The following is a 17286-nucleotide window of genomic DNA, read 5'->3' on the forward strand; positions in this document are numbered from 1 at the left end:
AAACAACCACCCACAAAAATGTGGGGGTCGCACCAAAAAATATTGGCACTGACATTCATCGGCACACTGTTGAGTTCTCAAAGAACACGCACACATCATCACTCACCGGACACATCCGGATCGTTCCGAGGCAACTGTTCCAGCCTAGTTCGTTTCACTCACGGACGCAAATCCGTGCGGTTTCCGGAACCAGGGGCGGTGCGAAACCTTACCAGAAGGTGTCGTACCAGTGAAATTCAGGCGTCTTCGTCCAACCTCGTTGTCCCTGACCTTGCGGTCCGGGTCGGTGTCCGTGTCGCTCTGACCTGGAATAAGTTACGCGACGGTTCGCGAGAACACCAAATCGCCAGGTCAAAGGAATTTTCTTCCGGAAGCGCGGCCGTCATCGGCACCGAATCGGCCGATGGAGGACCGCAGGTCGTCGTAGATGCGGCCCACCACCGCTTCCACAGACCAGGACACGTCGAACACGGTCTCTGCGACGAAAGGCAGCGGCTGGTGCCCTCGAAACCAGGTGCGCATGTCTGTGGGGCCGAACTCGGCCGCCTCCGGACGCGTGGCATGCCGGTCGAGGGTCTGCGCGAACGACAGGTCGAAGGCATAGAAGAAGGGGCGGTCGGTCGACGTCATGAGTCGCTCGAGCATCTCGCCGTACCGGTCGGTGTCGAGAATCCCCTCGATGATGGTCAGCCGCCCTCTCTTCATGCATTCCATCGCGATCATCTCGATGAGGTCGATGTTGAAACCTCCCGGCTCATCGCGCTCACGCAGAATTGTGCGACGAACGTTGTCTTGGGCGACGACCGCGCACTCCGCCTTACCGAAGCGGTGTCGCAGCGCCTTGGTCACCGTGCTCTTACCCGACCCCGAAGCACCACGGATCACCACGAGTGGGGGTTCGGCGCGTTGTGCAACCACGGAATCACCGTAAGCGAATGATCTGAGCGTCGGGGAGGGACTTCATCGCTGTACGACACCGTGTTCATGCGTCGGCTCACGGATCACCACAACTCTCGAGTAACGTTCTCGATTGAGCCGATCGAGGAAGGGTGCCGTGACGTCGACGGGGAACATGGTCGGGTTGTTCGCCGGAATCGGCGGCCTCGAGCTGGGGCTGGCGGAACACGGGTGGAACACCCGCCTTCTGTGCGAGGTCGACCCCGGAGCGCAGGCTGTCCTCGGCTCGCGTTTTCCGGACGTTCCTCTGCACCCTGATGTGACGCGCCTCCGCTCTCTGCCCCAGAACACAGAGTTGGTCGCGGCCGGTTTCCCCTGCCAGGACCTGTCCCAGGCCGGACGGACAGCGGGTATCACCGGGTCGAAGTCGAGCCTCGTCGACGAGGTCTTCCGGCTTGTGAAGAGGAAGAACGGTCCCCGCTGGCTGGTCATCGAGAACGTGCCCTTCATGCTGCAACTCGGGCGGGGCGCTGCGATGCGACACATCACAGACGTGCTGGGCGACCTCGGATACGCGTGGGCGTACCGCGTCGTCGATGCTCGTGCCTTCGGTCTACCGCAGCGCCGACAGCGCGTCCTGATGGTCGCCTCCCGTACCGACGACCCGCGAACCGTGTTGTTCGGCGAAGACGCAGGCATGCCCATCGAAGGTGAGCCCGACCTCTATCCGTGCGGTTTCTACTGGACCGAGGGCGTTCGAGGTCTGGGGTGGGCGGTCAACGCAGTCCCCACTCTGAAGGGCGGCTCGACGCTGGGCATCGCGAGTCCACCGGCGGTGCGGTTGCCGTCGGGGGAGATCGTCACCCCGGGACTGATCGACGCCGAACGCCTCCAAGGCTTCGACCCCGACTGGACAGCGCCTGCCGTCCAGGCCGCCGGCGTCAAGCCCGGACATCGGTGGCGGCTCGTCGGCAATGCGGTGAGCGTGCGAATGGCGTCGTGGGTGGGTCACCGGCTCGGACACCAGATCGAGTACTCCGCCGATCACGAGACACCCATGGCAGCGGGCGATCCATGGCCGAGCGCGGCGTGGGGTGCGCAGGGTAAGACCTTCCGCGTCCATGAATCACTGTGGCCGGTCCATGCTCCGTACGAGGACCTCGGCGGATTCCTCGAAGAATCCCGGTTGCTGTCGGCCAGGGCCACCGCCGGGTTCCTACGCCGCGCACGCTCCGGCAAACTGCGCTTTCCACCCGGGTTCCTCGACGACGTGGAGAATCACCTCGACCGCATGGGCGGGTTCCCGACCGTCGCGGCATAGGCCGCCGAGCGCAGGGAGTCTGTATGGCGTCGTCCGACCGGCCACCCACCGATCCGCGCACACGCTCGCGGATGAGCCGGCAGCGTCGGCGCGACACGGCACCCGAGATGGCGCTACGCCGGGAACTACACCGACGCGGTCTGCGGTTCTTCGTGGACCGCGCTCCGATCGCAGGCATGCGACGACGCGCCGACCTGGTTTTCCCCCGGCGACGCGTTGCTGTCTACGTGGACGGATGCTTCTGGCATCGATGCCCCGTGCACGCGACCGCGCCGAAGAACAACGCCGAGTGGTGGGACGCGAAGCTGGCGGCGAATGTGCGCCGCGACCGCGACACGGATGCACGACTCGCCGACGCGGGGTGGGCCGTCGTGCGGGTGTGGGAGCACGAAGACGCAACGACGGCGGCCGACCGTGTCCAACGCTCCCTCGAATAATGAAGCGCTGTCACGGCCGGCCGGCCTCACCTACCGCCTACGTCGACGCCTTGGTCAGCTCCGCATATCGAGCGATGTGCTGTTCGGCGCTGCCGAACTCGTACTCGATCGCTGTCAGGCGTTTGAAGTAGTGACCGACTGCGAGCTCCTCGGTCATTCCCATACCACCGTGCAACTGGACCGCGTTCTGGCCGATGAACCGCGCTGCGCGGCTGGTCGTCGCCTTTGCGGTCGAGACCGCGCGTGCCCGGTCCGCGTCGTCGGAGTCGAGGTGCAGCACCGCGAGGTAGACCGCGGAAACGGCCTGCTCGAGCTCCATGTACATATCGACCATGCGGTGCTGGAGGACCTGGAAGCTACCGATGGCCTGGCCGAACTGCTGACGTTGCTTGCAGTAGTCGACGGTGTCGGCGAGCACCTTGCGCATGAGCCCGACGGATTCGGAAGCGACGGCGGTGATCGCCTCGTCGACCGTCCGGGAGATCGAACTCCAGGCCTGGCCCTGCTCCCCCAGCAGCGAATCGGCCGGCAGCCGCAGCCCGGTGAACTCGAGGTCGGCGGCACGACGGTCGTCGATCGTCCGGTACGAGTGCACCTCGATTCCGTCGGGCGGGTTCGTCTCGTCCAACTCGACGAGGAACAGCGAGATGCCGTCGGTGTCGAGTCGCTCGCCCTCGGTGCGGGCGGTGACGAGCAGGTGTGTGGCCAGTGGAGCGCTCCCCGCGACGATCTTGGCGCCGTCGAGCACCCATTCCTCGCCGTCGCGTCGCGCGGTCGTGGTGACGTCGTGCAGCACGTAGCCGGATGTCGGCTCGGTTGCCGCGAACGCGGTGACGGCGTTGCCTTCCGCGATGGCCTCGAGAACGGACTTGGCACGAACGCCCCCTGCGCGGCCGAGAAGTCCGCCCCCGAGAACCACCGTGTCGACGTACGGTTCGATGACGAGCGCGTGGCCGAACTCTTCGGCCACCACCATGAGTTCGACCGGTCCACCGCCCATGCCGCCGACGTCTTCGGGAAGGGTCGCGCCGAGGATGCCGAGTTCGGCGGCGAATGCGCGCCACATGTCGGGCTGCCAGCCCGCACCCGTGGTCGCGGCCTTCCGGCTGCGGGCCAGGTCGTACCGGCTCGCGAGGAATTTGGCAACCGAATCACGTAGGAGCTCCTGCTCCTTGCTCAAACCGAAGTCCATCAGAGCCCCAATGCTGCTTTGGCGAGAATGTTTCGCTGAATTTCGTTGCTACCGGCGTAGATCGAACCGGCGCGGTCGTTGAAGTAGCGCAACGGCGCGACCGCCTGCCAGTCGTCGCCGCTGACGTAGTCGTCGCTCGGCGGCACGAAATCCGCGACCGGGCCGCCCGGTTTCGTCGCGTGCGGCTGATAGACACGGCCGCGCGGGCCGGCGGCTTCGAGCGCGAGTCGCGTAATCGTCTGGCTGAGTTCGGTGCCGAGCACCTTGAGCATCGACGACGCCGGCCCCGGGTCCTTACCCGCCGACAATGCTGCCAGCGTGCGGTATTCGAGGATCTCGAGCACCTCGGTTCGGATGCGCGCCTCGGCGAGCGCGGCGGAGAACGCGGGATCGTCGATGAGCATTCCGCCGGCCGGGCCCGGTTGCTCCGCTGCGGCGGCCGCGATCCTCTCGGCCATGACCTGCAGGGCCGGCGCTGCTGCTGCACCACCGCGTTCGAAGACGAGCAGGTACTTGGCGACGGACCATCCCTCGTCAATCTTGCCGAGGACGTTGCTCTTGGGTACCCGCACCTCGTCGAAGAAGACCTGGTTCTGAACCTCTTCGCCGGAGGTCATCACCAGCGGACGGATCTCGATGCCCGATGTCGACATGTCGATCAGCACGAACGTGATTCCGTGCTGCTTCTTCTCGGACTTGGTCGTGCGCACGAGCGCGAACATCCAGTTCGCCTCGGTGGCGTGTGTCGTCCATATCTTGCTGCCGGTCACGACGAGGTCGTCGCCGTCGTCGACCGCTGCCATCGTGAGCGATGCCAGGTCGGACCCGGACTCCGGTTCGGAGTAGCCCTGGCAGAAGAACACTTCACCGGTGAGGATGCCGGGGAGGAAGAAATCCTTCTGCTCCTGCGTGCCGTAGGCGATGATCGCGTGCGAGACCATCCTGATTCCCATCGGCGACAGCGTCGGAGCGCCGGCGAGGACCGACTCTCGACCGAAGATGTAGTGCTGGGTCTGTGTCCAATCGCAGCCCCCGTACTCGACCGGCCACGCGGGGGCCGCCCAACCACGATCGTGCAGGATGCGCTGCCACTCCATGCTCGCCTCGTGATCGGAGTACACGCTCGTCGCAAGCGTGCCGGCACGACGCAATTCGGGTGTCAGCTTCTCGTCGAGAAACGAGCGGACCTCGTCTCTGAACGCGGCTTCGGCCGCTGACCACGCAAGTTCCATGTTGTCTCCCAGCAGGGTCGCTCGCCGCAACCGATTGTGCGAATCTACGTTAACTTTTCAGGATTGAACGGAGGTTACTGGCGCACATACCCGAACGTCAACAAGACATCAGCGATCGCTGAAGCAGAGATTCCCGTCCGGATATGTGCGACCCGTCGTTCACGTAGTCGCCTCAGGTACCTGGGCGTCCACAGCGCTCTGGAATATCATTCTCGAAACTGCCTATAGTTACTCTTATTGCGGAGATTTCACGTCTTGCCAGGTGAGTACGACCGACACGTGAGTACGACCGATACGGGAGTCGAGTACATGAAGTTCTGGAGCGGCACAGCGTTCATGAAGACCGCAGAGATGCCGGCGGTCGCGCGGATGCTCGATGAAGCAGGATTCCACGGCATGCTGATCTCCGACCACCTCGTCTTCCCCAAGGAAATGAAGACGATCTATCCGGGCCACGAGAGCGGCAAGATGTTCTGGCCCGCCGATACCGAATGGCCGGATGCGTGGGTACTGGTCGGCGCCATGGCTGCAGTCACCGAGAACCTGCACTTCGGAAACAACGTCTACATCGCCCCCTCGCGCCCCATCATCGAGGTCGCCAAGCAGGTCGGCACCGCTGCGACGATCGCCGGTGGCCGTGTGTCGATCGGGTTGTCCGCGGGATGGATGCGCGAAGAATTCGAACTTCTCGGCCAGGACTTCGACAACCGCGGTGCTCGACTCAACGAGATGATCCAGGCCCTGCGTGAACTCTGGAAAGGCGGCTGGGTGTCGTGGAAGGGCGAGTACTACGACATTCCCGAGATGATGATCGAGCCACATCCACCTCAGCCGGTTCCGATCCTGTGCGGCGGCGAATCGAAGGCGGCCCTGCGACGTGCGGCGCGCTACTGCGACGGCTGGGTGGGCACCGCCTACACAGTCGACGACGCCGAACAGTGGATCACGCGCATCAACGATCTCCGTCGTGAGTACGGGCGTGAGCACGAACCGTTCGATTTCATCATGGGATTGCGCGATACCCCGTCCCTCGAGCTGTACAAGCAGGCCGAGAAGATCGGCATCACCGGCGTCATGGTGTCGCCGTGGGCGAACTGGGAGCGAACGCACTCCGGCGATCAACACCATCTGCGAGGCAGCGCGGAACACTACCGTGCGTCGATCGAGGATTTCCACGAGAGGATCATCGACCGGCTCACCTGACGCGGGAGGTTACGTCCCTGCCGCCGTCTCGAAACGGTTGAGCTTGTACGTGGTCACCGGCGGGGGAACGAGATAGCGCAGGCCTTTGAGTCCCAACCGGTACCGCAGGGGCCACATGCGCCCCACCTCCGGCTGGGGCGACGCGAAGGTACGGGACTCGAGCAACGACAACCCGAGCGGCTCGAGCGTGCGCGGATCGTCGCACGTCCACACCATCCGGGCGGGCACCGCCTTGAAGACCGGGTTGCGGTCCTGGCTGTTCATCATCGCTCGGCCACCGGTGTCGAACGCGAGACCGGTTCCGGGAAACTCCGCCACGATACGTTCGAGCGTCGCGTGAACCTGATCCGCCGGAAAGTACAGGAGCACTGCCTCGCTCAGCAGGAAGACCGGCCCGCCACGCTCCTTTACCTGGTCGAACCAATCGGTGTCGAAGAGCGAACCCGCAATCATCGTGTAGCGATCGCTGTCGGAGAAGAAGCGCCTGCGCAGCTCCATGGTGTCGGGAACATCGAGGTCGAACCAGCGCACGCGACCGTTGTCGAGCCGTTCGAATCGTGTCGACAATCCGCACCCGAGATCGACGACAGTGCCGTCGGGGTGCTCGGCGAGAAAGCTGCGCACGTACCCGTCGAAGATGGACGCCCTCAGTACCGATCCGAACAGTGACGGGCCGCGGAACTTGGCGAAGTCGTAGTCGAGGGTGTCGACGAGTTCGGCGGCCTTGCGGTCGTCGAGCACGCTGCGACGCCTTCGCGCGTCGAGCGCCCGCCCGTAGAGCGGGATCAGCAACGTTTCCTGAATTTCGCCGAGCGAGATGGATGCACCCATCGCCCCAATATAGGTTAGGCGACCCTTAATCGAAACGGCTTCGCTGAATCATGCGTCCGCCCAGTGGGAGACACCGCTTCCCTTCGACCTTCCCGATCTCGACCATGCAGTGCATCACACACTGCCCACACCGGAGGCCAGCAATGACTGCGTTGTCCAGCCAACCCGATACCACCGCCTCGCACGAGGACGAGATCCGCGTCATCGAAGCAGCGGCACCCCCGAAACGATTCGCACGCGGATGGCACTGCATCGGCCTGATCCGAGATTTCACCGACGGCAATCCTCACCAGATCGACGTGTTCGGCACCAGCCTCGTCGTGTTCGCCGACAGCCGAGGAAAGCTCAACGTGCTCGATGCATACTGCCGCCACATGGGTGGCAACCTGGCGCAGGGCACCATCAAGGGCGACTCGATCGCGTGTCCGTTCCACGACTGGCGCTGGAACGGCAAGGGTAAGTGCAGCGACATCCCCTACGCCCGCCGGGTTCCCCCGCTCGCCCGGACCCGGGCGTGGACCACACTCGAACGCAACGGCCAGCTTTTCGTGTGGAACGACCCCGAAGGAAATCCTCCGCCCGACGATGTCACGATCCCGCACATCGACGGCTACGGTACCGATGAATGGACCGACTGGTCGTGGAAGACCCTGCGCATCAAGGGTTCCCACTGCCGGGAAATCGTCGACAACGTCGTCGATATGGCGCACTTCTTCTACGTCCACTACTCGTTCCCCCGCTACTTCAAGAACGTGTTCGAGGGACACACCGCCACCCAGTACATGCGCTCGACCGGGCGTGAGGACGTCATAGTCGGCACCAACTACGACGACCCCAACGCCGAGTTGCAATCCGAGGCCACCTATTTCGGCCCGTCATACATGATCGACTGGCTCGAGAGCCAGGCCAATGGCATGACCATCAATACGGTACTGATCAACTGCCACTACCCGGTGAGCAACGACGAATTCGTGCTGCAGTACGGCGCGATCGTCAAGAAGCTGCCCGGACTGTCCGACGAGGAGTCGGCGGGCATGGCCGCACAGTTCGCAGAAGGCGTGGAACTCGGCTTCGAGCAGGACGTCGAGATCTGGAAGAACAAGGCAGCGATAGACAACCCTCTGCTGTCCGAGGAAGACGGCCCTGTCTATCAGCTCCGCCGCTGGTACAAGCAGTTCTACGTCGATGCCGCCGAGGTCACCGACGACATGACGACCCGCTTCGAGTTCGAAATCGACACCACCCGCGCGGTCTCCAACTGGCGCAGGGAAGTCGACGAGAACATCGCTGCCGGCCGTGTCATCAACTCCACCGCCCCCTGACCACAACCGACATCCTTCGCAAGAACAGGAACACCCCATGAGTTACCAAGTGCTGAACCGTGTCGATGCGATGGCGGATGAGTTGTTCGTCGAAGGTGAGGAAGCCGAGCGTATCGGCAAACTCGCAGACGAGACTGCCAAGCGTATGAAGGAAGCCGGCTCGATCAAGATGCTCCAGCCGAAACAGTACGGCGGCCAGGAGGTCCATCCTCGCGAGTTCGCCGAGACGGTGATGCGTACCGCATCACTGAACCCGTCGGCCGGTTGGATCCACGGCATCGTCGGCGTCCACCCCTGGCAGCTGGCATTCGCCGATCCTCGCGCGCAGGAAGAAGTGTGGGGTGAGGACGACAACACGTGGATGGCATCCCCGTACATGCCGGGCGGAATGTGCGTACCGGTCGACGGTGGCTACAAGTTCTCCGGACGCTGGCAGTTCTCGTCCGGCACCGATCACTGCGACTGGGCGTTCCTGGGTGCCCTTGCCTGCACCCCCGACGGGGTGCCCGAACAACCCGTGCGCATGCTCCACGTCATCATCCCGCGAACCGACTACCGCATCATCGAGGACTCGTGGGACACCATGGGACTACGCGGTACCGGTTCGAAGGACGTCGTGGTCGAGGACGCATTCGTCCCCGACTACCGGGTTATGGACTGCGACGAGGTGATCGACGGAACCGCGGTGCGCCGGTACGGGCGCACCGAGACGCTCTATCTCATGCCGTGGTCGACGATGTTTCCCCTCGGCATCACCGCCGCGACCATCGGCATCGCCGAGGGAATGGTCCATCACGCCGAGGTCTACCAGGGCGACAGGATCAACGCGCAGGGAACCGCCATCAAGGACGACCCCTACACCCTCTTCGCGATCGGTGAGGCCGTCGCCGACCTGCAGTCGGCCCGCGACACGTTGCTGGCGAACGTGGACCGGATGTGGGATCTGGTCGACTCCGGGAAGACACCGACGTTCGCGCAGCGCGCGGAAGGACGTCGCACCCAGGTACAGGCCGCGTGGCGGGCCGTGAATGCGATCGACAGGATCTATCCGCGCTGCGGTGGCAACGCTCTGCGCATGGACAAGCCCCTGCAACGCTTCTGGCGTGACGCGCACGCAGGCCTGCACCACGCGATCCACGTGCCGAGCACGGTGTTCCACGCGTCGTCACTCAGTCGGCTGGGTGTCGAACCCGAGGGCCCGCTGAGGGCGATGATCTGACCGCCGAGCATGCCGCACCACAACACTCGATTCACCGGAAGGATTGCTCGATGACGAATCTCGAGGCGCTGGGCTACGTCAGGATTCAGACCACCGACATGGACAGATGGAGGACGCTCGCGTTCGACGTCCTCGGGTTCGCGCGCGGGTCCGGTCCCGACCCCGACGCGCTGTATCTGCGGATGGACGAGCGCTGCGCACGCATCGTGGTGGTTCCCGGCGACACCGACGAAGTGGTTGCCGTGGGATGGGAGGTGCGGGATCACGCCGCGCTGCAGCAGGTCACCGAGAAACTCGAACTGGCCGGTGTCGCCGTCAAGTCACTGTCGCTCGAGGAAGCCGATGCCAGGCGTGTGGAGGAGGTGATCACGTTCGACGACCCGAACGGCACCGCACTCGAGGTGTTCCACGGCGCGGTGCTCGACCACTCGCCCGTGGTCACACCGTTCGGCGCACGGTTCGTCACGGGCGCGCTCGGCCTCGGCCACGTGGTGCTGCCCGCGCTCGACACCCAGGCTTCGTTCGATTTCTACACCGATGTCCTCGGTTTCCTGTCTCGCGGCGCGTTCCGCGTTCCTGCACCCCCCGAGTACGGGCCGCTACGGATCCGCTTTCTCGGAATCAACGAACGGCACCACAGTCTCGCGCTGTGCCCGGCTCCACACGCGGGTGCACCGGGTCTGATCCACATCATGGTGGAGGTGGATTCGCTCGACGCCGTCGGCCAGGCGCTCGACCGCGTCATGAAGGACGGGTTCTCCGTGTCGTCGACTCTCGGCCGACACACCAACGACAAGATGGTGTCGTTCTACGTACGTGCGCCCGGAGGCTGGGACATCGAATTCGGCACGGACGGCATGAAGGTGGACGAGGCGCACTACAGCGCCGAGGAGATCACTGCCGACAGCTACTGGGGGCACGACTGGTCGGGCAGCGAACCTCTCGCGGCGATGTAGCGGATCGGCCACATCGGACCCAGTCAGCGGGCGTTTCCTCGGGCCCCGCGGTTCCCTTCGGAACCGCGGGGCCTGCACGTTTGTGATGCAGTTCACGAATCCCCTTCCCTCTGGGCGCCGACTGTGGCACTATTTCGATTAGAAATTGCCACGTCAAGCCCGAAAACACGCTTGGTGATCACAAGGGAGGCCCCCGTGACTGTCGAAAGCCCGTGTCCCACCGTGCCCACTGCAACCCTCGACCGGCTGTCCTCCGTCCTCGACGCGTTCGACGGCCCCGGACGGCTGACCCTGTCAGGCGTCGTCCGCCGCACCGGACTGCCGCGCTCGTCCGCGCACCGCATGCTCGACCAACTCGTGAGAATGCGCTGGCTGCGGCGCGACGGACGCGACTACGAACTCGGCATGCGACTGATCGAATTGGGATCGATTGCACTCGCGCAGGACCGAGTACACAGCGCGGCGGTACCCGTGCTGCACGAACTGCACCGGATGACCGGCTGCGTCGTACACCTCGCGGTGCTCGACGGCACCGACATCGTCTACCTCGACAAGATCGGAGGACGACTCGCCGGTGCGGTGCCCACCAGGGTGGGCGGTCGCAGGCCCGCCCGGGCCACCGCGGCCGGAAAGGTGATGCTCGCCGGTGCGACCGAACTCGCAGACACAGACCTCGCGCGGGCTCGAGAATCGGGCTTCGCCATCGAGAAAGAGGAATCACTGCGCGGATTCGGCTGCGTCGCAGCCCCGATCGGACCGGACGACGCCCCCGTCGCAGCGATCTCGGTGTGCGGGCCGGTGCGCTCGATGCCATTCGATCATCGCCTCGCCAACCCGGTGCGCGCTGCCGCCACTCGAATCTGGCGTGACTACCAGGACCAACTCGTCGGCGTCTCGCCCGTCCTCGGCCGGACCCGCGCGTGGCACACACATCAGGTCATGGAGCCCGCGTGAACGACACCCGACCACCGCGCAGCACCTCCGAGCAGGCGGCGTTCCGGCAGGCTCTCGCGTCGGCTCAGTCTCCGGCGCGCTGAAGGCCTTCGACGATCTCCTCGACACTGCGCCACGATCCGGGCTCGAGCGGCGCGAGGGCGCCGGCCCCAGTGAACCGCGCCCGCTCGAACTGTTGTGCTGCCTCATCGATCTCGTCGAACAGTCCACGCGACAGTTCGATTTCCGCATCGAAGTACCGGACCGCCCACCGCAGGCTCATCCGTGGAAACGCCCACCCTGGTTCTCGCGACGAATGCTCGGCGTGCAGGGCCGCACGATCACGCAATTCGGTCATGTTGTCGATATGAGCGCGCACGAGCGCCTTGAGATGTTCCGGATCGTTGAGATGCCCGAGCCACATCCGGAGCATCACCCCGTGCTTGAGGACCGGGATCTCCACCGGGGCTTGGCGCGACCACGTTGCGACCGCGGCCTTTCCCGCCGCGGTGACGCTGTACACCCGACGGCCGCGCACGCCCGCTTCGACGATCGCGCGCGACTCGACGAGCCCCATGTTCTCGAGCTTCTTGAGTTCGCCGTACACCTGGCTGACCGACGGGCTCCAGTAGAAGAACCCGATGCTCCAGTCGGCCCATTTCTTCAGGTCATTGCCCGAAAGCTCCTCACCGAACGAGAGCATGCCGAGGACCGCCCAACTCGTCGCGGGCAGTGACGGGTAGGACGGCTCGGCGAACTCCTCGTGATCCGACATCTGCTCGAGCCTAACAACTGCGACGAGTCCCGGAGAGCAGGTGGACCGCTGAGCGAACACGTCCGCTGGGCGGGAAACACGGGGTCACGCCGGATCGCTTCGTCAGTACCGTGAGCAGGTATGACGGAACGATCCGAGTATGTCGGCCGAAGCTTCGACCCCACTACGGACCCCATGGTCGACCACATGGAGCCTGTGTCGTGTGGATGCGGCACGACCGTGTTCGTCGAGAAATTCAGCGAGGCCCACACGAGCGTCCAATGGCCCGCGCGCACGGTGTGCCCGCAACTCGTGCACGAACGGTCGCCCGGCGGCTGGAGCCCGACCTGCACGTCGCTACGGCACGCGATCGACGAGGCGTGCGAATCCGGTCGTATCGGCCTGTCGTCACGCCACGATCCGCCTCCGGTCCGCTTCAGCGACAGTGACGCCGGAACCCACTGACGGCAGGTCCCGGCGTCACCACAACACTCAGCGCTGAGTGCTCCCCGCGTCGACGGGGAGAGCCACCGCCGTGATGTAGCGGGCTTCGTCCGAAGCCAGGAACAGCGCGGCATTCGCCACGTCGACCGGGTCGATCCATGGCACGTCGAGCAGATTCATGGTGCGTGCCGCCTTCGCGAACTCTTCCCTGCTCGGATCGGGCGTACCTGGGCAGAACTTCTCCCGCACGTGCCGGTTCTGGATCATGAGGGTATCGACGTTGGTCGGGTGCACAGTGTTGACCCGAACTCCATGCGGTGCCAGCTCTTTCGCAAGTGATCGCATCAATCCGACGACGCCGTGCTTGGCTGCGGTGTAGTGCGCGACACCGACCAGTCCCTTGAGTCCTGCTATCGAACTCGTGAGCACCACGGCGCCACCACCCCGCGCGATGAGGTGCTCGGCGGTGACCGCGCACGTGATCCACACACCGGTCAGATTGACATCGAGCATGGTGCGCCACTGGTCCTCGGACATCTCGACGGCCGATCCTGATGAGGTGATACCCGCTGTCGCACAGACGATGTCGAGGCCACCCGAGGCGCTGACGGCCTCATCGACCGCGGCAGCCATTCCCTCGCGATCCCGAACGTCCACGACCGCGGTCCACACTTCTGCCCCGCATGCGCGGACCAGGTCGGCAGTCATGGCGAGGTCGTCCACGCTCGCAGGTTCGGTCACCACCGATTCGACAGTGCCGCACAGGTCCAGGGCGATCACGTTCGCGCCCTCCTCTGCGAACCTCACCGCCTGTGCTCGTCCGATTCCCCGAGCGGCTCCCGTGACCAGTGCGACCTTCCCCTGGACCCTGCCCACTCCCCTGGTCTGCGCCAGTAGTTCCGTCACGTTCACACCTTCTCCGTCAGGCCCGCATCGACCGGAACACATGTCCCCGTCATGTAGCGGGACTCGTCCGATACGAGGAACACCACCGCATTGCTCACATCCACCGGATCCACCCACGGGACCGGCAGGATGTTCCGTGCAGCGAGGACAGCTGCAGCATCTGCTTCCGTGGGTTCGGCGATGTCCGGGCACAACCGCGCGAATACCTGCGGGTTGATGATCATCGGTGTGCGTACCGATCCGGGCTGCACCGTGTTCACCCTGATCCCCCGGCCACCGAGTTCGTTCGCGAGTGTGCGGGCAAGCCCGATCACCGCGTGCTTGGCGGCACTGTACGGCGCGGCCGTCGCGATCGCTCTGGTACCTGCTGTGGACGCGATGATCACCACCGATCCCCCATCTGCCAGGTGCGGTACAGCGGCAGACACCGTGTTCCACGCGCCGGTGACATTGACATCGAGAGCGCGTTGCCAGTCTGCAGTCGCCACCGCCCACGCCGGTCCGGGTGTGTCGTAGACACCGGCGTTGGCGACCACAGCCGTCAGCGGGCCGAAGGTCTGTACTGCCGAAGCCATCGCTTCGGCCATCGCCGCACGATCGCACACATCGGCCACAGCACTCACACACCGCCGCCCGGTGCGTGAGACGGCGTCGACGACCGAATCGAGGTCGATACCAGCAAGATCGATCGCCACGATGTCCGCGCCTTCCTCCGCCATCCGGACGCAGTGGCTCTTCCCCATGCCGCCGGCGGCGCCGGTCACCGCAACAACGGCACCGTCCAGACGCGCCCTCATTCGGCCATCACCTCGGCCGCATCCGGACGCGGACGCCGAACGGCGTCGACGAGTTCGAATCCGTCGTAACCGGATTCGGCGGCGTGCGCGCAAATCTCCCGGTACGTCGCGAATCCACCCAGGAACAACATGAATACGCGCGGCTTCCCAGGAATGTTCGCGCCCATGTACCAGGAGTTCGCACGAGGGAACAGCGTGCGGTCGGCACGTTCGGCCAGCTCGGCCTGCCATCTCTCCACCGCGTCGGTGCGCGCCTCGAGGCCCCTGTACCCATGCCGGTCGACGTATCCGATGGCGTCGGCGATCCAGTCGATGTGGTCCTCTGCGCCGAGGATCATGTTCGCGAGCACGCTCGGGCTGCCGGGACCGGTGACGAGGAACAAGTTCGGGAAACCGTCCACGCCCAGGCCCAGATACGTGCGCGGGCCATCACGCCAGTGCTCGCGCAATGTACGGTCGGCGCGGCCTCGGATGTCGATGCGGTCTAGCGAGCCGGTGAGCGCATCGAATCCCGTCGCGAACACGATCGCGTCCAGATCGTAGTGCTCACCCACGGTACGAATTCCGGACTCGGTCACCTCGTCCAACGGTGATTCACGAAGGTCGACGAGCGTCACATTGTCGCGGTTGAACGTGGGGAAATATCCGGAGTCGGTGACGATCCGCTTCGTGCCGATCGGATGGTCCTTCGGGATGAGCCGGTCGGCGATGACCGGATCCACAACCATCGACCGGATCTTCTCCTCCACGAAGATCCGCGCCGTGTCGTTCGCTTCCGGATCGGACGTCTGATCGGGGAACGTCTTTGCGAACAGGACCCCTCCCATGTTCCATCGTTCCTCGTACGCACGGCGACGCTCGTCCTCACCGACCTCGAGCGCGCGTCGGGGGTGCGGCTGGAACGGGGAGCCCCCTCCGCTCAGCCGCGACAGGCGCCGCCTCTCGGCATACTTCGCCTTCTGGTCGTCGCGGTGCTCATCGGTCAGCGGAGCATTACCCGCAGGAACCGAATAGTTGGCGGTGCGCTGGAACACCGTCAGATGCTCGGCCTGCTGCGCGATCATCGGAATCGACTGGATTCCCGACGAGCCGGTGCCGATCACCCCGACCCGCATGCCGGTGAAGTCGACGCCGTCGTGCGGCCACGCAGCGGTGTGCAGCACGCGGCCGGCGAATCGGTCTCGTCCGGGAATGTCCGGGGTGTTCGCCGCCGAGAGGCTACCTGTCGCGAACACGCAGTACCGGGCACGCACACACGCGCCCGCATCCGTGCGTACCACCCATTCGACGGCATCCTCGTCGAACACCGCCGATTCGACGCGGGTGTCGAAGGTGAATGCGGAGCGCAGATCGAACCGGTCGGCGACATGATTCAGATAGCTCAGGATCTCAGGTTGGGTCGCGTACTTCTCGCTCCAATCCCACTCCTGCTGCAGCTCGTCGGAGAACGAAAACGAATAGTCGACGCTCTCGACATCGCACCGCGCTCCGGGATACCTGTTGAAGAACCACGTGCCGCCGACGTCGGCTCCCGCCTCGAAGCCGCGCACGGTCAGTCCGTCCCGTCGGAAACGGTGCACCGCATACATCCCTGCGACGCCGGCACCGACCACGACGACGTCCACATTTGCTGGTTGTGTCATGGCGGCGACGGTAGGGATGCCACCGAGCACCCAGCTATGGGTTCTCCCGCTGGGCGGCCCTACGGTGTCGCGGAGGCACCGGCCCGTGGAGAAATCGACTGAAACAAGAAGATCCCCTCGCCGTATTCGACGAGGGGGATCTTCTGCTGTGCGCCCGAAGGGATTCGAACCCCTAACCTTCTGATCCGTAGTCAGATGCTCTATCCGTTGAGCTACGGGCGCAGGTGTATTCAGTTTTCTTTCGACGGTGACGCTACACCATCGTGGCGGAGGCGAGAGGATTTGAACCTCCGGTCCCCTGTAAGGGGGACAACTCATTAGCAGTGAGTCCCATTCGGCCGCTCTGGCACGCCTCCTTGCGGGGTTTCGATTCTCTCGAACCGCCGGGGCAAAACATTACACAACCCCTCTGCAGAAAAGCAAAACACCTGGTCAACGCAGGTTACTGTCGAACCAATCGAAGATTCTGCGCCTCGCGTCTATGATCGCGGCCTCCCGAGGGTCCTCGTCCGGGTCGGCGGTCGAGTGCGTCGCCGGCGGCTCGTCGGGACGATGTTCGAGGCCCTCGTAGCTCACGACGAGGGTCGGTGCGTCCGCCTTGGCCGCGGAGTCGCTCAACTGCTCGACGTCTCGCCGAGGCGTGTTCGGATCGTCGATGCCGTACAGACCCAGCCACGGTGCGCGTAGCGACCGCACCAGGTCGACAAGTGGCGGGACGACGGGGCGCAACGACTCGACGATGCCCGGCGCCGCGACACTGACGACCGCGCCGACGGGACGCGTGGTCCCGACCCACATCGCTGCAGTCCCCGCCTCGTCGAAACCGAGGAGACCGACCATGTCCATCCCGATGCCGGCGGCTGTGATCCAGGCGAAGGTGGCGTCGGCATTGACGCGGGCCGCCTCTGCGAACAGGGCCGCCTCATCGGATCCCGGGCCTCGACTGTGGAGATCCGGCGCCACGATCAACCAGCGCTCGTCGGCCAACGCCTCCATGAACTCGAGCAGCGTCGGCGAGAACACGCGCGCGCGATGCAGCAGCACGATGCAACCTCGGGGGCTCACATCCGGACGAACAACGGTGAGCGGCAGCTCGCCCGCCTCCCCTGCCAACGGTGCAGCATCCTTGCTGAGTTCCGGCATGGTCTCCACGATGGCACGACCGTCCGAGTCGCGCACGCAAACCTCGGGAGCATAAT

The 17286-nt window shown here is 64.7% G+C and carries 17 protein-coding genes and 2 tRNA genes; 8 read left to right on the top strand and 11 right to left on the bottom strand.

Annotation, left to right across the window (positions count from 1 at the left end; translation table 11 throughout):
* Positions 1–351: 351 nt before the first annotated feature.
* Entirely contained in the window at positions 352–918 is a 567-nt protein-coding gene (locus EV641_RS14370) for an AAA family ATPase (protein ID WP_054719212.1), read from the bottom strand.
* Between the two features lie 154 nt (positions 919–1072).
* Here EV641_RS14370 and dcm point away from each other — a divergent pair, with 154 nt between their 5' ends.
* Positions 1073–2218, top strand: coding sequence for a DNA (cytosine-5-)-methyltransferase (gene dcm / locus EV641_RS14375; RefSeq protein ID WP_132472807.1), 1146 nt, complete (start codon positions 1073–1075; stop codon positions 2216–2218).
* A 23-nt stretch (positions 2219–2241) separates the two neighbouring features.
* Positions 2242–2655: a very short patch repair endonuclease gene (locus EV641_RS14380; protein ID WP_132472520.1), complete on the top strand. Its 414-nt coding sequence runs from the start codon at positions 2242–2244 to the stop codon at positions 2653–2655.
* A gap of 37 nt (positions 2656–2692) precedes the next feature.
* Here EV641_RS14380 and EV641_RS14385 read toward each other — a convergent pair whose 3' ends face one another.
* Positions 2693–3847, bottom strand: coding sequence for an acyl-CoA dehydrogenase family protein (locus EV641_RS14385; protein WP_132472522.1), 1155 nt, complete (start codon positions 3845–3847; stop codon positions 2693–2695).
* On the bottom strand, positions 3847–5079 hold the full coding sequence (locus EV641_RS14390; RefSeq protein WP_132472524.1) for an acyl-CoA dehydrogenase family protein: 1233 nt from the start codon (positions 5077–5079) through the stop codon (positions 3847–3849). The genes EV641_RS14385 and EV641_RS14390 overlap by 1 nt, the downstream gene beginning before the upstream one ends.
* A 309-nt stretch (positions 5080–5388) precedes the next feature.
* Between EV641_RS14390 and EV641_RS14395 the strand changes: the two genes are divergently transcribed.
* Positions 5389–6282 carry a TIGR03619 family F420-dependent LLM class oxidoreductase gene (locus tag EV641_RS14395; protein ID WP_054713400.1) on the top strand — a complete coding sequence of 298 codons (894 nt, stop codon included), beginning with the start codon at positions 5389–5391 and terminating at the stop codon, positions 6280–6282.
* A 9-nt stretch (positions 6283–6291) separates the two neighbouring features.
* Here EV641_RS14395 and EV641_RS14400 read toward each other — a convergent pair whose 3' ends face one another.
* A complete protein-coding gene (locus EV641_RS14400; RefSeq protein ID WP_054713394.1) occupies positions 6292–7113 on the bottom strand; it encodes a class I SAM-dependent methyltransferase in 822 nt (273 codons plus the stop codon).
* A 143-nt stretch (positions 7114–7256) separates the two neighbouring features.
* Here EV641_RS14400 and EV641_RS14405 point away from each other — a divergent pair, with 143 nt between their 5' ends.
* The 4 genes from EV641_RS14405 (at position 7257) to EV641_RS14420 (ending at position 11564) form a co-directional block, all read left to right on the top strand.
* Positions 7257–8435 carry a Rieske 2Fe-2S domain-containing protein gene (locus EV641_RS14405; RefSeq protein WP_054713393.1) on the top strand — a complete coding sequence of 393 codons (1179 nt, stop codon included), beginning with the start codon at positions 7257–7259 and terminating at the stop codon, positions 8433–8435.
* A gap of 37 nt (positions 8436–8472) precedes the next feature.
* Entirely contained in the window at positions 8473–9654 is a 1182-nt protein-coding gene (locus tag EV641_RS14410) for a hydroxylase (RefSeq protein WP_132472526.1), read from the top strand.
* Between the two features lie 50 nt (positions 9655–9704).
* Positions 9705–10610 carry a biphenyl-2,3-diol 1,2-dioxygenase gene (gene bphC / locus EV641_RS14415; RefSeq protein ID WP_132472528.1) on the top strand — a complete coding sequence of 302 codons (906 nt, stop codon included), beginning with the start codon at positions 9705–9707 and terminating at the stop codon, positions 10608–10610.
* 195 nt (positions 10611–10805) lie between these two features.
* Positions 10806–11564 (top strand): IclR family transcriptional regulator, encoded by a 759-nt coding sequence (locus tag EV641_RS14420; protein WP_054713399.1) that lies wholly within the window; start codon positions 10806–10808, stop codon positions 11562–11564.
* A gap of 64 nt (positions 11565–11628) precedes the next feature.
* Here EV641_RS14420 and EV641_RS14425 read toward each other — a convergent pair whose 3' ends face one another.
* Positions 11629–12318: a PadR family transcriptional regulator gene (locus EV641_RS14425; protein ID WP_054713392.1), complete on the bottom strand. Its 690-nt coding sequence runs from the start codon at positions 12316–12318 to the stop codon at positions 11629–11631.
* Positions 12319–12438: 120 nt separating this feature from the next.
* Here EV641_RS14425 and EV641_RS14430 point away from each other — a divergent pair, with 120 nt between their 5' ends.
* Positions 12439–12762: a hypothetical protein gene (locus EV641_RS14430; RefSeq protein ID WP_241997223.1), complete on the top strand. Its 324-nt coding sequence runs from the start codon at positions 12439–12441 to the stop codon at positions 12760–12762.
* Positions 12763–12789: 27 nt separating this feature from the next.
* Here the strand turns inward: EV641_RS14430 and EV641_RS14435 are convergent, their stop codons facing one another.
* From EV641_RS14435 to EV641_RS14460, 6 genes are all read right to left on the bottom strand, one after another.
* Positions 12790–13617, bottom strand: a complete 828-nt coding sequence (locus tag EV641_RS14435) for a mycofactocin-coupled SDR family oxidoreductase (RefSeq protein WP_158289175.1) — start codon at positions 13615–13617, stop codon at positions 12790–12792.
* A 32-nt stretch (positions 13618–13649) separates the two neighbouring features.
* Positions 13650–14444: an SDR family oxidoreductase gene (locus EV641_RS14440; protein ID WP_132472532.1), complete on the bottom strand. Its 795-nt coding sequence runs from the start codon at positions 14442–14444 to the stop codon at positions 13650–13652.
* Positions 14441–16087: an NAD(P)/FAD-dependent oxidoreductase gene (locus EV641_RS14445; RefSeq protein WP_132472534.1), complete on the bottom strand. Its 1647-nt coding sequence runs from the start codon at positions 16085–16087 to the stop codon at positions 14441–14443. Before EV641_RS14445 ends, EV641_RS14440 begins: the two co-directional genes overlap by 4 nt.
* Positions 16088–16236: 149 nt before the next feature.
* Positions 16237–16309: transfer RNA gene (locus EV641_RS14450), tRNA-Arg, on the bottom strand.
* Positions 16310–16351: 42 nt separating this feature from the next.
* Positions 16352–16443 (bottom strand) — tRNA-Ser (locus EV641_RS14455).
* A gap of 76 nt (positions 16444–16519) precedes the next feature.
* Positions 16520–17266, bottom strand: a complete 747-nt coding sequence (locus EV641_RS14460) for a dienelactone hydrolase family protein (protein WP_241997231.1) — start codon at positions 17264–17266, stop codon at positions 16520–16522.
* Between the last annotated feature and the right edge of the window lie 20 nt (positions 17267–17286).

Origin of the sequence: Rhodococcus sp. SMB37 (genome assembly GCF_004345605.1) — a bacterium.
In the GTDB taxonomy this organism is placed as follows: domain Bacteria; phylum Actinomycetota; class Actinomycetes; order Mycobacteriales; family Mycobacteriaceae; genus Rhodococcus.